Origin of the sequence: Burkholderia pyrrocinia (assembly GCF_001028665.1) — a bacterium.
GTDB lineage: Bacteria > Pseudomonadota > Gammaproteobacteria > Burkholderiales > Burkholderiaceae > Burkholderia > Burkholderia pyrrocinia.
On the sequence record NZ_CP011504.1, the window covers coordinates 1,676,069 to 1,689,024 of the forward strand.

Consider the following 12,956-nt stretch of genomic DNA (forward strand, 5'->3'; position numbering starts at 1 on the left):
CACCTCTTTGTTCCTGAAAATTCGGAATTATGGCCCGCACCTTACCGCAACCGATTGCGACCCCCGACCCATTGGCTCAGGATCTGGTGGCGTTGGGGGCGCTTGTTCGCAACCGACGAGCGCAGATCCGGATGCGGATCGATGACGCGGCCGATATGCTTGATGTCTCCAAGGACGTGCTGTCGCGACTGGAGAACGGTCGAGCAGTGGGCCTCGATAAACTGTTCAAGGTGCTGGAAGGCTTGGGTCTCAATTTGCTCGTCCTGCCGAAACGCGAAGCGCTGGTGGCCCGCAAGGCATTGTATGAGCATTCGGCGACGCAGGTTGTTCCGGTGGAGGCACAGGAGAGCGCCTGATAGCGCATCGCCTGTGCATTTCAACCAACGTCTCGCCGGTCGAACACATGTTGCAGGTGCGTGCCAATCCGTTTTGATGTTCGCGCGCGAGCGTTACGCCGCAGCCGTACCGTTCAACGCCGGATAATCCACATACCCGCGCGCATCGCCGCCGAAGAACGTGTCGCGCTGCGCGTCGTTCATCGGCGCGCCCGTCTTCAGCCGCGTCACGAAATCCGGATTCGCGAGCACCATCTGCCCGTACGCTTCGAGATCGGCAATGCCCGCTGTGACATCCGTGCCGATCGCATCGCGCTCGCGGCCCGGCCGGTTCACGATCAGCGTGCCGTTCCAGCGCGCGCGCAGGTCCGCGAGCAGCGGCTCGTCGCCCTGGTGCATCACGTGCAGGTACGCGAGGCCGAGCCGGTCGAGCTGCGTCGCCAGGTGGCGATACAGGTCGGGACCTTCCGCGCCTTCATCGATCCCCCACAGCGTGGTGCCGGGCGACAGGCGGATCGCGGTGCGGTCCGCGCCGATCTCGTCGGCGATTGCCTCGGCCACCTCGATCGCGAAGCGCGCGCGATTCTCGATCGAACCGCCGTACGCGTCGGTGCGCGTGTTGGCGTTCGGCGCGAAGAACTGCTGGACCAGATACCCATTCGCGCCGTGGATCTCGACGCCGTCGGCGCCGGCCTCGATCGCGCGGCGCGCGGCAACGCGGAAGTCGTTCACCGTCTCGCGCACCTCGTCCGTCGTCAATGCGCGCGGCGCGGGAATCTCCTGCATCCCCTTCACCGTGAACATCGGCACGCCCGGCGCGATCGCCGACGGCGCGACGCCCTGGCGATGATGCGGCGTATTGTCGGGGTGCGACATCCGCCCCACGTGCATCAACTGGATGAACAGGCGGCCGCCGCGCGCGTGCACACGGTCGCTGACCGCCTTCCAGCCCGCGACGTGCGCATCGGTGTAGATGCCGGGCGTCGTCAGGTATCCCTGGCCATCGTCGGACGGCTGCGTGCCTTCGCTGACGATCAGGCCGAGGCCCGCGCGCTGCGCATAGTATTCGGCGGCCAGTTCGCCGGGCGTGCCGTCGAACGCGGCGCGGCTGCGCGTCATCGGTGCCATGACCAGGCGGTTCTGCAGCGTGTAGCGGCCGACACGGGCCGGGGTGAACAGTGCGTCCATGATGCGTGCTCCTTGAGGGTCGGGTAACGGCACCGGGGCGATGCCGTATCGGGCGCCGGCCGCGCACCGTTGCGCCAGCCTTGCCGCCATGGACACATCATCCATTGCTTCCTTTTCGAGATAAATATGGTAGTTTGGATAACATTGATCCATTGATGGATCAGTGGGCGTGGAACTGCTGAACGACATGGCGCTGTTCGTGGAGGTCGTGAAGGCGAAGGGCTTTCGCAGCGCGGCCGACGCGCTGGGCATGCCGAATTCGACGCTGTCGCGGCGGATCGGCGCGCTGGAAAAGGCGATCGGCTTGCGGCTGCTGCATCGCACGACGCGGCGGATCGAGCTGACGGAGGCCGGGCAACTGTATTTCGAGCGCTGCAAGCGCATCGTCGACGAGGCGCGTCTCGCGCACGAGCAGCTCGGCGAGCTGCTGGCCGAACCGGCCGGCGTGCTGCGCGCGTCGTTTCCGGTCGATTTCGCGGTGATCTACCTGACGCCGCTGATCGTCGAATTCGCGAACCGTTATCCGAAGCTGACGTTCGATTTCGAGCTGACATCACGGCGCGTCGACCTCGTGAGCGAGCCGTTCGACGTCGCGATCCGCATCGGGGAATCGGCGGATTCGCAACTCGTCGCGCGGCGGCTCGCCACGTTCCGCAATCAGCTGTATGCGTCGCCGCGCTATCTCGAGCGCTCGGGCGAGCCGCGCGAACCGGACGACCTGACGCGGCATCAGTGCCTGAGCGTGCAGCGCGTCGATGCGTGGACGCTGCATGACGACGCGCGGGAGGTCGAGGTGCCGGTGGGCGGGCGCTTCGTCGTGAACAGCGTCGGCATGATCCGGCAACTGGCCGTGCAGGATGCGGGGATCATCCAGATGCCGGAGGAGGTCGTGGCCGACGACGTGGCCGCAGGAAGGTTGCGTCGCGTGCTGCCCGGATGGGAGGGCACGCCCGTTCCCGTCTACGCGATGACGGAAACGCGCTTGCTGCCCGCGAAGACGCAGATTTTCATCGAGTTTCTGCGCGCGCATTTCGCGCAGGGGTGACGTCTGGCGGTGCGGGCATCCGGGCGCCGGTCAGTTGTGCGCCGGTTGCGGCGCGTCCGCCTGCGCTTCCCATTTTTTCAGGATGCGCACGCGCGCCTGGCTGAAGTCGACCCAGCAGTTCATCCATGCATCGTTCGGAATCATCTGCTGCGGATTGGCGGCCTTTACGTAATTGCAAGTGTCGCTCGCGAAGCTGAGCCAGCTCGCCTGCGATTTCGCGAGCTGTTTCGCGGCATCGGGGTTGCGTTGTCGGGTCTTGCGTTCGAGCGACCGGTACGCGCGTTCCACTTCCTGATTGTTGTTGTCGAGGACGCAGTTTCGCACCGCGTCCATCGTCGGCCCCTGCTGTTCGCAATCGACTGCGGCGAACGCGGGGGCAGCGCCGCTCGCCAGCGCGGCGACGGCGAGAAGGCGGGCAGCGTGTCGGATCGCGTAGTGCATGCGCAGGATAAATCGCAAAGGGGGAGTGCGCGGTTGCGCTTACTGCGTGTTGCGAGCCGACGTCGATGTCGAGGTCGGCGACGATTCGCTGACCGGCACCATCCGCGCCTTCGTCTCGCTCGCAGCTTTCACGTCGTCGGGTTCGAGCACGAAGCGGAACGAATCGACCCGCTGCATCACCTTCGCCGCATATGCGTTCGAACCGCCATAGCTTTTCAGCCCGGCCTGCACGTTGCCGCCCGCCGCCTTCACATAGCCCGACAGGATCGCGGAGCCGACTTCGACGTTCGCGTTCGGCTCGGTCAGATCCTTCACGTTGCGCAGCAGGCCGCGATGCGCGGCCGGCACGACCTGCATCAGCCCCGTCGCGCCATGCTGGCCGCGCGCCTTTTCCTGGAAGCGCGATTCGATCGAAATGATGGCGTAAACGAGTGCCGGCGGCAGCGAATATTTCGTCGCAGTCACGCTCACGATATCGGCGAGCTTCGCGGCCCGTTCTTTTGCGACGCCGAACTTCTTCGTCAGGTAGGACGTGATGCGGCGGTTTGCTTCGTTCGGCTGATCGTTGGCGTCGGCGAGCGGCGCGGATGCGCCGGACGGTGCCGATGCGGCCGCTTCAGGCGCGGACGCAGGCAGCGTGGGCGCCTGCTGCGCCGATGCCTGTTGCGCGATGCCGAGCGAAAGCACGATCAGCCAGAGAAACCGTCGCATGGTGAAGTGCGGGGAATTGGGAGGCGCATAGTATATCGGCCAATCGCCACCGGTGGTCGAGCGCCGGCTCGAATGAAAGCGCCGTGTAGGCTTGTGTCGGTTCGCGACGACCGATGGGCCGATCGTTGCATGGGCACGCATCGGAGTCCGGATGAACGTCGCCGGGCGTTGCGTTCGCATCCTTTTTTCCCGTACGTGACAGGGTGCGGCTCCGAGGGCCTTATGCGCGCCGCGCGGCCGCCATTCGCGCAACCGCGCCGATCGCATCGCTGACGAGCACCGCGAGCAGCCCGACGATCACGCCGCCCTGCAGCACGAACGCGGTATTCGACGTCTGCAGGCCCGCGATGATCACGTCGCCGAGCCCGCGTGCGGCGACCGTCGAGCCGATCGTCGCGGTGCCGAGATTGATCACGACCGCGAGCCGGATCCCGTTGACGATCACCGGAAACGCGAGCGGCAGCTCGACCGACACCAGTTGCTGCCAGCCGCTCATCCCCATCCCGCGCGCGGCGTCGACGACGTCGCGCGGCACGTCTTCGAGCCCCGCGATCGTGCTTTCGAAAATCGGCAGGAGCCCGTACAGCACGAGCGCGATCAGCACGGGTTTCAAGCCGAAACCGACGGCCGGCACCGCGAGCGCGAGCACCGCGACCGGCGGGAAAGTCTGGCCGATATCGACGACGCTGCGCGCGACCGGCAGGAAATCCGCGCCGGCCGGCCGCGTGACGAAGATGCCGGCCGCGACCGCGACGAGCGTGCCGATTACGCTCGACAGCGCGACCGTGCCGAGATGCGCGAGCGTGAGGTCGAGCAGGCTCGCGCGATCGTAGATGACCGGCGCGCCGTTGTCCGCGAACGGTGCGAACAGCCCTTGCAGCCACGCGGGGCGCAACAGCAGCACGAGCAGCAGCGCGAGCGCGGCCGCGCGGGCCGCATACGCAGGCAGTCGCCGGGGCAGCGCCGAACGCGCAGGCCGGACGCCGTGCGTCGTCATGCGGGCTTCCTCGCGTGTGCACGGATCGCATTGAGCGTGATGCGTCGCGTGTTGTGCGCATTGCGGCCGTCGCCATCGTCCACGGGCAGCGCATCGACACCGCGCCACAGCAGCTCGGACACCGCATCGCGCAGCGTGCGCGTCGCGGCGATCGGTTCGCCGTCGGCTTGACCGGGTTCGGCTACCGCGTCGATCGGCGTCAGCGCGAGCAGGCGCAGCGGCCGGTCGACGCCCGCGACGAGCTGCTCGACGACGCCGGCCGCCGGCTTGCCGAGAATCTCGGCGGGCGGCGCGACCTGCAGCAGCCGTCCGCCGTCCATCACCGCGATCGTGTCGCCGAGCTTCAGCGCTTCCTCGATATCGTGCGTGACGATCACGACCGTGACGCCGAGGCGGCGCTGCAACGCGAACAGGTCATCCTGTGCCTTGCCGCGAATGATCGGATCGAGCGCGCCGAACGGTTCGTCCATCAGCAGCATCGCGGGCTCGGCCGCGAGCGCGCGCGCGACGCCGACGCGCTGCTGCTGGCCGCCCGACAATTCGTGCGGCAGCTTGTCCGCGAATTCGGACGGCGCGAGATGGAACAGTTCGAGCAGTTCGTTCACGCGCGCGTCGATGCGTGCGGACGACCAGCCGAGCAGGCGCGGCACGGTCGCGATGTTGCGCGCGACGCTCCAGTGCGGAAACAGCCCATGCCCCTGGATCGCATAGCCGATGCCGCGCCGAAGCTGCTCGGGCGCGACGGTCGCCGTATCGACGCCGTCGATGCGGATCGTGCCGCTGGTGGGCGCGATCAGCCGGTTGATCATGCGCAGCAGCGTCGACTTGCCGCTGCCCGACGCGCCGACGAGTGCGGTGATCGTGCCGCCCTTGATCGTCAGCGAGACGTCGTCGACGGCGACGACGTCGCCGAAGCGTTTGCCGACCCGTTCGATCTCGATCATCCTGCACGCCCCTTCGCGAGCGACGTCGCGGCTTCGAACACGACGGCGGCCGCCAGTGCGAGCGCGATCGTCGGGATCGCGCCGAGCAGCACGAGATCGGCGGCCGATTGCCCGATCCCCTGGAAGATGAAGGTGCCGAACCCGCCGCCGCCGATCAGTGCGGCGACCGCGGTCAGGCCGATGTTCTGCACGAGCACGATGCGCACGCCGCTCAGGATCACCGGCAGCGCGAGCACGAGATCGACGCGCAGCAGCCGCTGCGCGCGCGTCATGCCCATCGCGCGCGCCGCTTCGGTCACGTGCGGCGGCACTTGCTCGAGCCCGACCACGACGCTCGATGCGATCGGCAGCAGCGAATACAGGAACAGCGCGAGCACGGCCGGCGCGACGCCGATCCCGCGGATGCCGAGCGCGGCCGCGAGCGGCACGTGTGCGGCGAGCAGGCCGAGCGGCGCCATCATCAGCCCGTACATCGCGATGCTCGGGATCGTCTGCACGATATTGAGCACGGGCATCGCGACGGTACGCACCGCCGCGACGCGCGCGCATGCGATGCCGAGCGGCACACCCGCGATGAGTGCGGCCGCCACCGAGCCGCCCGCGAGCGACACGTGACGGAGCGCTTCGCGCCAGAAATCGTCGCTGCGCACTGCGTATTCGCGCATCACGGAGAGGCCGTCCCACCAGCCGCTCGCGAGCGGCACCGAGATCGCCGCAATCGCGACGACGAGCGCGACGAGGCGCCGCCACGGGCCGAACGCGAGACGTGCGAGTGCGTCGGCGACGAGCACGGCCCACGCGAACAGCAGCAGCCAGACACCGGCGGCGGGCGACACGCGCGCGAGCATGTCGTCGGGCGCGACGACGTGCGTCGCGGCCGCACCGACCGCATATGCGAGTGTCGCGAGCCACGTGCAGCCTGCCGTGAGCCGCCACGCGGGGCGGCTCGCCGTCATCGCCCACAGTGCGCCGACGATCCACAGCGCGGCGAGCGCAGTGCCCTGCACGGCGGACAACGCGGCGAACACCGACAGATCGGCGCCGGCCGCGATCCGGTTCGGACGCTGCACTGCGAACGGCAGGCCGAGCACGGCAACGATCGTCAGTACTCCGATCAGGATGCCGACCTTGTCGGGTATCACGCGCCGCGCGGACGCCGCCGCGCGACCCGTCATTTAACGAAGCCCTTCGATTTCAGATAGCTTTTCGCGACACCGGCCGCCGGCTCGCCGTTGATCTGGATGCGCGCGTTCAGCGACTGCAGCGTCTTCAGGTCGAGGCTCGCGAACACGGGCTTCAGGTAGTCGGCGATCTGCGGATGCGCTTTCAGCACGGCTTCGCGGATCACGGGCGTCGGCGCATAGACGGGCTGCACGTGCTTGTCGTCGTCGAGCACCGCGAGGCCGCTCGACGAGATGCCGCCGTCGGTGCCATATACCATCGCCGCATTCGCGCCGTCGGTCTGGTTCGCGGCGGCCTTGATCGTCGCGGCCGTATCGCCGCCCGACAGCACGACAAGCTGCTCGGGTTTCAGCTTGAAGCCGTACGCCTTCTCGAACGACGGCAGCGCGGACGCGCTGTTCACGAATTCGGCCGACGCGACGAGCTTCACCTTGCCGCCACCCGCGACCCACTTGCCGAAATCGGAGAAGGTCTTCAGGTGCTGCGACTGCGCGACGGGTGCGAGCACGGCGACGCCCCATGTATTGTTCGCGGGCGCCGGGGCGAGCCACACGAGATGGTTCGCCGCGTAGTCGAGCTTCTTCGCGGTGTCGTAGCCCTGGCTCGCGTTCTTCCACACCGGATCGTCGGCCTTGTTGAAGAAGAACGCGGCATTGCCCGTGTATTCGGGGTAGATGTCGATCTCGCCGCTCGTGAGCGCCTTGCGCACGATCGGCGTCGTGCCGAGCGCGATCTTTTCGGTGACCGGAATGCCGTGGGCCTTCAGCACCTGCGCGATCAGGTTGCCGAGCAGGTTGCCTTCGGTGTCGATCTTCGACGACACCACGACGGGCGTGTCGGCGTGCGCGCCGGGCGCGACGAGCGCGGCGGCGAATGCGAGGCCCAGGATCCGGGCGGGCAGGGCGAGCTTCATGAGCCAATCTCCAGGACGGGGGCGTAGGCCGAAAGTTACTTGACTGAGCCGGCTTTGGCAAACCGCGTGCGGCGGCGTGCCCACAGCCCGCGTGGGGATAACCCGCATCCGTCACGCGGGCTTGTTACACTGAAATCCGTTCCCGCCTGCGGACAATTCCTGCCATGAAGCCCGAGCTGCTGGTCCTCATCGCATTGCGCGGCGACGCGCATCGCGAGATCGCCGCGTCGTTCGACGTGCGCTACGCCCCGACCGCCGAAGCACGCGAACGCGCGATCGCCGAATCCGGCGGCACGATCCGCGCGGTGCTGACCAATGGCAGCACGGGCCTCGCCGCCACCGACATCGACCGGCTCCCGCAACTCACGTTCGTCAGCGCGCTCGGCGCCGGCTACGAGCATATCGACGTCGCGCATGCGAAGGCGCGCGGCATCACGGTCGTGACGGGCGCCGGCACCAACGACGATTGCGTCGCCGATCACGCGTTCGCGCTGCTGCTCGCGGCGGTGCGCGGCGTCGTGCGGCTCGATGCGAAAACCCGCGCGGGCGTGTGGCGCGAGGGGCTGCCGATGCCGCCGAACGTGTCGGGCAAGAAGCTCGGCATCGTCGGGCTCGGCAAGATCGGCGAGAAGTGCGCACGCCGCGCGGCCGGCTTCGACATCGAGATCGGTTATCACAACCGGTCGGCGAAGCCTGTTCCTTACCGCTATTTCGACCGGCTCGACGCACTCGCGCAGTGGGCCGATTTCCTGATCGTCGCGACACCGGGCGGCGCGGGCACGCGGCACCTGATCGACCGTGCGGTGCTCGACGCGCTCGGCCCCGGCGGCTTTCTCGTCAACGTATCGCGCGGCAGCGTCGTCGATACCGCTGCTTTGGCGGATGCGCTGCGCGAAGGGCGCATCGCGGGCGCGGGGCTCGATGTGTATGAAGGGGAACCGGAGCCGCCTCGTGCGCTGACGGATCTCGACAGCGTCGTGCTGACGCCGCACATGGGCGGCTGGTCGCCCGAGGCGCTCGATCGTTCGGTGCAGCAGTTCCTCGACAACGCCGCGCGGCATTTCGCGGGGCAGCCGGTGCTGACGCCCGTTTGAGTCACGTTTGAGTCAGGTTTTTCGGAGATAAAACAGTGCGGACGGCGACCGACGTCGAAAAGACATCGGTCGCCGTCCGCTTTGCGTCACACGCGCCCGCTCACGACGAAACCGAAACCAGCGGCACCGTCACCGCCGTGCCGGCCGGATCGAGCGTCAGGCCCGTGCCCGGCGTCGGCCGCAGCGTCGCCTCGTTGTCGCTGGACAGGACGACGAGCCCCAGCCGGTGGCCGGCTTCGAGCTTGTAGTCGCGCGGCATGAACGTCAGCTTCAGGTCGTACGGCATCCCGGGCAGCACGGGTTCCGACAGCCAGTCGGACAGCCGGTTGCGCGGGTCGGTCCACGCACGCGTGACGATCGTGGCCGTGCCGTCCGGTGCGCGGTCGACCAGCAGCGCCGTCACGTTGGCCACACCGGTGAAGGTCAGCCTGACGCGTGCCGTCGCGGTGCCGGACAGTCGGGTCGCGGCCGTGAACGGCGCGGTCTCGAAGCGGCTGCGGTTCTCGCCGGTCGGCGCATTCGCCAGCGTGAGCGCGGTAATGCGCGCATCGTCGGTGAAGCGTGCGAGCGGGCCGCCGGTCGGCATCCGCAGCAGCGTGCCGGTACCCGCGCCGTCACCGCCCGCGAAATACGAAACCGGCGTCGCATGGCGCGCGGCCCAGTCGGCTTCCTTCAGCAGCGTGCCGTCCGCCTGCGCGATCACCGCCCGCGGATCGCGTTCGACACCGTTGTCGAAGCCGATCAGGTAGCGCGTGAACCACCGGTTCACCTCCGCGGTCCATGCGTCGGCCATCGCCGGCACGCGCGACGGATCGGTGTGCTTCAGGCGATGCAGCCACAATTGCGTCGGCACGCCCTGGCGCCGCATCGCGAGATACCACGACGTCGACTGGTCGACGCGCACGTTGTCGTCGGTCAGCCCCTGCGCGACGAGCGCCGGCGCGACCGCGAACGCGGTCGGGATGTCGCGCGCGGCCCAGAACGGCGAATAGTCGCCGGTCGTGCGGTTTTCCTTCTGCAACGCTTCGTCGATCAGGTGCGTGCAGCGCTCCGGATGCGCGTTCGTCAGCAGCGCCTTGATATACACGTCGACGTCTTCGCCCTGATAGCCCTCCGGCGCGCGCACGAGCCCGCCCGAGCGGTAATAGCCATACATGTTCGACAGGCCGGCGATCGGCACGATCGCATCGAGCCCGCGCGTGCGCAGGCTCGCGACCATTTTCGGCAGCGTGCCGTCGTACGACACGCCGTACATGCCGACGTGGCCCGTCGACCAGTTCGCGACGACCGTCTTGCCGCTCGCGTCCTTCGCGGTCGCGTCGCGGCCGAGCCAGCGGATCACCGACGCCATCGCGACCGATTCGTCGCGCGTCAGGATCGTCGGGCAGCCGTCCGAACCGGCGGTGCCGAGCGAATCCGCATAGACGATCGTGAAGCCGCGCGGCACGAAGTAGCTTTCGATCCACGAGCGCCCGGCGGCGGCCGCTTCGAGCTGCTGCAGCATCCGCGTCTGCGGTGCGGCGGCCATGATGCGCGCGGACGTCGATGCCGACGCGGCTGCGTTCGCGGCCGGATGCGGCGTGCCGTCGAGCTCGACGTCGACGTCGTGGTTCGGGCTGTCGGCGAGCCCCGCGTAGTACGGGCTCGCGAGCACGATGACGGGCGTGCGTGCGCCGTTCGCGGTTTCGGACGGGCGCACGATGCGCACGTGAATGCGGTCGCGCGTGCCGTCGCCGTCGGAATCGACCGGCGTGTCGACCCACGCGTTCTCCTCGATCGTGCCGCCCGACAGCGACGGCTGCACCTGGCCGTTCGCGATCACGGGGCGGTAGCGCCCGCCGCTGGCCGGATTGGCGTACGGAACGCCGGACGGCGAGATGCGTGACGCCAGCGACTGCGTATCGGCCGCCGATGCGGCGGCCCCCTCCTGTTGGCCCTGAGCGAGCGCAGATGCACCCGCGACGCTGCCGCCGTCGTCGCCGCCGCATGCAGCGAGCGTCGCGGCCGCAACGAGCGCGGGAAGCCACGCGCGCCGCAATCCGGTTCGATGAATGTTCATTTCGACCTCGTTCTTGTTCGTGATTGTCGTGAACCGGCCGGCTCGCGATATGCCCCCTGCGGCCTGGCCGGGTGCTGCATCGGATGAAGCGGAACTGCACCTGCGAAAGCGCCGGGCGATGCGCCCGGATGTCACGGCCGGTGTCGGCGCGCGTCATGCGGCGCGCCACCCGGCGAGTGTCGGGGCGACTGCATCGCCCCGACCGGAAAGTGTCAGCGCGGCAGCCGGTTCGGGCCGCGCGGTCCAGGTAGCGACGGCGGTGCGATGCGAATGCAGGAGTGCGAATCAAATGCGGGCATGCCCGACCTTCCTTCAGGTTTCAGATGAAACGGAACGGCATGATGCGATGAGGCGGGGGTGTTGCGAACGACGGTGCTGCAACGGCAGGAAAGCGCGACGCGTGTCGGCATGGCTGGCCGGATTTCTTTCCGGAAGCTTGCGCAAACTTATCTCAGTGAAATCTCGGTGTCAAACTTTTTTAGTTTGTATCAAACAAAGTTTCCATGTGTGCGCGGCATGCGCCCGCCGATCCTTGCAGCATCGGTCTCAACTTCGCTGTAATCCGTCCGGAACATTTAAAAACATTCTGAAAGGAGAGAGAGGGCAATGACGATTTCGATCACGCCGGACGACGGCAACAGCGTCGGTTTCCACGACATCGCGTAGCGCAGGCGCCGGACGCCGCGTCTATTCGTCGCGCAATGCTTCGGCCGGCCGCACCCTCGCGGCACGCCAGCTCGGGTACAGCGTCGCGACGCACGACATCAGGAACGCGGCCGCGGCGATCTCGATCACGTCGACAGCCGCGAGCTTCGACGGCAGCGAACTGAGGAAATACACGGACGGCGTCAGGAAGCGGATGCCGAGCAACTGCTCGATCGCAGGCAGCACCCACGGGATGCTGACCGCGATCGCGCAGCCGAGCGCGACGCCCGCCAGCGTGCCGGCGAGGCCGATCGTCATCCCCTGGATCGCGAAGATCTTCGTGATCGACCCGGGCGGCGCGCCGAGCGTGCGCAGGATCGCGATGTCGCCCTGCTTCTGCGTGACCGTCATCACCAGCGACGACACGAGATTGAACGCGGCGACCGCGACGATCAGCATCAGGATCAGCGACAGCATGCGTTTCTGCAGCCGCTCGGCTTCGAACCACGTACGGTTCTGCCGCGTCCAGTCGCGGATATAAAGATCGCCCGACAGCGTGCGCGACAGCGCCAGCGCGATGTCGGGCGCGCGCTGCAGATCGTCGAGCCGCAACCGGATGCCGGTCGGCGCGGGCACGTTGAACAGCTTCTGCGCGTCGCGGATGTGGATGTACGCGAGCGCGCTGTCGTACTGGTAGTGGCCCGACTCGAACGTGCCGACCACGTTGAACTGCCGGAACCGCGGCAGCGCATCGCCGACGCGGGCCGCATTGCCGGGCGCGAAGAACGTGATGCGGTCGCCGATCTTGACGTGCAGCGCGTCGGCCAGCGCGGCGCCGAGCACGATGCCCATTTCGCCCGGCACGAGCGCATCGAGGCGCCCGGTCTTCAGCTTGCGCGCGATCTCGGACACGCGCGGCTCGAGCACCGGATCGATGCCGCGCAGCGCGACGCCCGTCACACTGCCCGCGTTCGTCAGCAGCGCCTGCGCGTCGACATAGGGCGCGACGGCGCGCACGGCCGGGTTCCGCAGCGATTCGTGCGCGGTGAGCCGCCAGTCGGGCATCGCGCCGGACGGCGAGAAGATTTCCACATGCGCGAGCACCGACAGCATCCGGTCGCGCACCTCGGTGCGAAAGCCGTTCATCACCGACAGCACGACGATCAGCGCGGCGACGCCGAGCGCGATGCCGGCCATCGCGGCGCCGGCAATGAACGACACGAAGCCGTCGCCGGCCGAGCGCCGGCCGCCGCGCGCATAGCGCAGCCCGATCTGCCATTCGAACGGGAGTTTCAAGCGATTTCCTTTCAATTCGATACGAACCACGTCGAGCCGCGCATTCTAGCGAACGCGGCGCGACTGCGCGCAGAGGTTGCGACGCGGGCGGAATACCGCCCGACCG

Annotated in this window: 12 protein-coding genes; 3 read left to right on the forward strand and 9 right to left on the reverse strand. The window is 68.0% G+C overall.

The window, feature by feature from the left end; genetic code table 11:
- Nucleotides 1-29: 29 nt before the first annotated feature.
- Nucleotides 30-356: a helix-turn-helix domain-containing protein gene (locus tag ABD05_RS23725; protein ID WP_047902482.1), complete on the forward strand. Its 327-nt coding sequence runs from the start codon at nucleotides 30-32 to the stop codon at nucleotides 354-356.
- Nucleotides 357-449: 93 nt separating this feature from the next.
- Here the strand turns inward: ABD05_RS23725 and ABD05_RS23730 are convergent, their stop codons facing one another.
- A complete protein-coding gene (locus ABD05_RS23730; RefSeq protein ID WP_047902483.1) occupies nucleotides 450-1,523 on the reverse strand; it encodes an alkene reductase in 1,074 nt (357 codons plus the stop codon).
- Nucleotides 1,524-1,692: 169 nt separating this feature from the next.
- Here ABD05_RS23730 and ABD05_RS23735 point away from each other — a divergent pair, with 169 nt between their 5' ends.
- Entirely contained in the window at nucleotides 1,693-2,568 is an 876-nt protein-coding gene (locus ABD05_RS23735; protein ID WP_047902484.1) for a LysR family transcriptional regulator, read from the forward strand.
- Between the two features lie 30 nt (nucleotides 2,569-2,598).
- Here ABD05_RS23735 and ABD05_RS23740 read toward each other — a convergent pair whose 3' ends face one another.
- The 6 genes from ABD05_RS23740 to osmF form a co-directional block, all read right to left on the reverse strand.
- Complete coding sequence (locus ABD05_RS23740; RefSeq protein ID WP_082146204.1) at nucleotides 2,599-3,009, reverse strand: lysozyme inhibitor LprI family protein; 411 nt, start codon at nucleotides 3,007-3,009, stop codon at nucleotides 2,599-2,601.
- Between the two features lie 39 nt (nucleotides 3,010-3,048).
- Nucleotides 3,049-3,720 carry a lytic transglycosylase domain-containing protein gene (locus ABD05_RS23745; RefSeq protein ID WP_047902485.1) on the reverse strand — a complete coding sequence of 224 codons (672 nt, stop codon included), beginning with the start codon at nucleotides 3,718-3,720 and terminating at the stop codon, nucleotides 3,049-3,051.
- A 220-nt stretch (nucleotides 3,721-3,940) separates the two neighbouring features.
- On the reverse strand, nucleotides 3,941-4,717 hold the full coding sequence (locus ABD05_RS23750) for an ABC transporter permease (protein ID WP_047902486.1): 777 nt from the start codon (nucleotides 4,715-4,717) through the stop codon (nucleotides 3,941-3,943).
- Nucleotides 4,714-5,661 (reverse strand): ABC transporter ATP-binding protein, encoded by a 948-nt coding sequence (locus ABD05_RS23755; RefSeq protein WP_047902487.1) that lies wholly within the window; start codon nucleotides 5,659-5,661, stop codon nucleotides 4,714-4,716. The genes ABD05_RS23750 and ABD05_RS23755 overlap by 4 nt, the downstream gene beginning before the upstream one ends.
- Complete coding sequence (locus ABD05_RS23760) at nucleotides 5,658-6,836, reverse strand: ABC transporter permease (protein ID WP_047902488.1); 1,179 nt, start codon at nucleotides 6,834-6,836, stop codon at nucleotides 5,658-5,660. Before ABD05_RS23760 ends, ABD05_RS23755 begins: the two co-directional genes overlap by 4 nt.
- Nucleotides 6,833-7,756 carry a glycine betaine ABC transporter substrate-binding protein OsmF gene (gene osmF, locus ABD05_RS23765; protein ID WP_047902489.1) on the reverse strand — a complete coding sequence of 308 codons (924 nt, stop codon included), beginning with the start codon at nucleotides 7,754-7,756 and terminating at the stop codon, nucleotides 6,833-6,835. The genes ABD05_RS23760 and osmF overlap by 4 nt, the downstream gene beginning before the upstream one ends.
- A 164-nt stretch (nucleotides 7,757-7,920) precedes the next feature.
- On the opposite strand from osmF, the gene ABD05_RS23770 reads away from it, so the two are divergent.
- Nucleotides 7,921-8,850 carry a 2-hydroxyacid dehydrogenase gene (locus ABD05_RS23770; protein ID WP_047902490.1) on the forward strand — a complete coding sequence of 310 codons (930 nt, stop codon included), beginning with the start codon at nucleotides 7,921-7,923 and terminating at the stop codon, nucleotides 8,848-8,850.
- Between the two features lie 100 nt (nucleotides 8,851-8,950).
- Here ABD05_RS23770 and ABD05_RS23775 read toward each other — a convergent pair whose 3' ends face one another.
- Both ABD05_RS23775 and ABD05_RS23780 read right to left on the reverse strand, forming a co-directional pair.
- The gene (locus tag ABD05_RS23775; protein WP_047902491.1) at nucleotides 8,951-10,909 is read right to left on the reverse strand and encodes a Xaa-Pro dipeptidyl-peptidase; all 1,959 of its coding nucleotides are present in this window, start codon (nucleotides 10,907-10,909) and stop codon (nucleotides 8,951-8,953) included.
- Between the two features lie 687 nt (nucleotides 10,910-11,596).
- Entirely contained in the window at nucleotides 11,597-12,850 is a 1,254-nt protein-coding gene (locus ABD05_RS23780) for a lipoprotein-releasing ABC transporter permease subunit (RefSeq protein WP_047902492.1), read from the reverse strand.
- Between the last annotated feature and the right edge of the window lie 106 nt (nucleotides 12,851-12,956).

Coding starts and splice junctions, on each gene's coding strand:
- ABD05_RS23725 (WP_047902482.1), top strand. CDS start 30: ATGGCCCGCACCTTACCGCAACCGATTGCGACCCCCGACCCATTGGCT.
- ABD05_RS23730 (WP_047902483.1), bottom strand. CDS start 1,523: ATGGACGCACTGTTCACCCCGGCCCGTGTCGGCCGCTACACGCTGCAG.
- ABD05_RS23740 (WP_082146204.1), bottom strand. CDS start 3,009: ATGCACTACGCGATCCGACACGCTGCCCGCCTTCTCGCCGTCGCCGCG.
- ABD05_RS23745 (WP_047902485.1), bottom strand. CDS start 3,720: ATGCGACGGTTTCTCTGGCTGATCGTGCTTTCGCTCGGCATCGCGCAA.
- ABD05_RS23750 (WP_047902486.1), bottom strand. CDS start 4,717: ATGACGACGCACGGCGTCCGGCCTGCGCGTTCGGCGCTGCCCCGGCGA.
- ABD05_RS23755 (WP_047902487.1), bottom strand. CDS start 5,661: ATGATCGAGATCGAACGGGTCGGCAAACGCTTCGGCGACGTCGTCGCC.
- ABD05_RS23760 (WP_047902488.1), bottom strand. CDS start 6,836: ATGACGGGTCGCGCGGCGGCGTCCGCGCGGCGCGTGATACCCGACAAG.
- osmF (WP_047902489.1), bottom strand. CDS start 7,756: ATGAAGCTCGCCCTGCCCGCCCGGATCCTGGGCCTCGCATTCGCCGCC.
- ABD05_RS23770 (WP_047902490.1), top strand. CDS start 7,921: ATGAAGCCCGAGCTGCTGGTCCTCATCGCATTGCGCGGCGACGCGCAT.
- ABD05_RS23775 (WP_047902491.1), bottom strand. CDS start 10,909: ATGAACATTCATCGAACCGGATTGCGGCGCGCGTGGCTTCCCGCGCTC.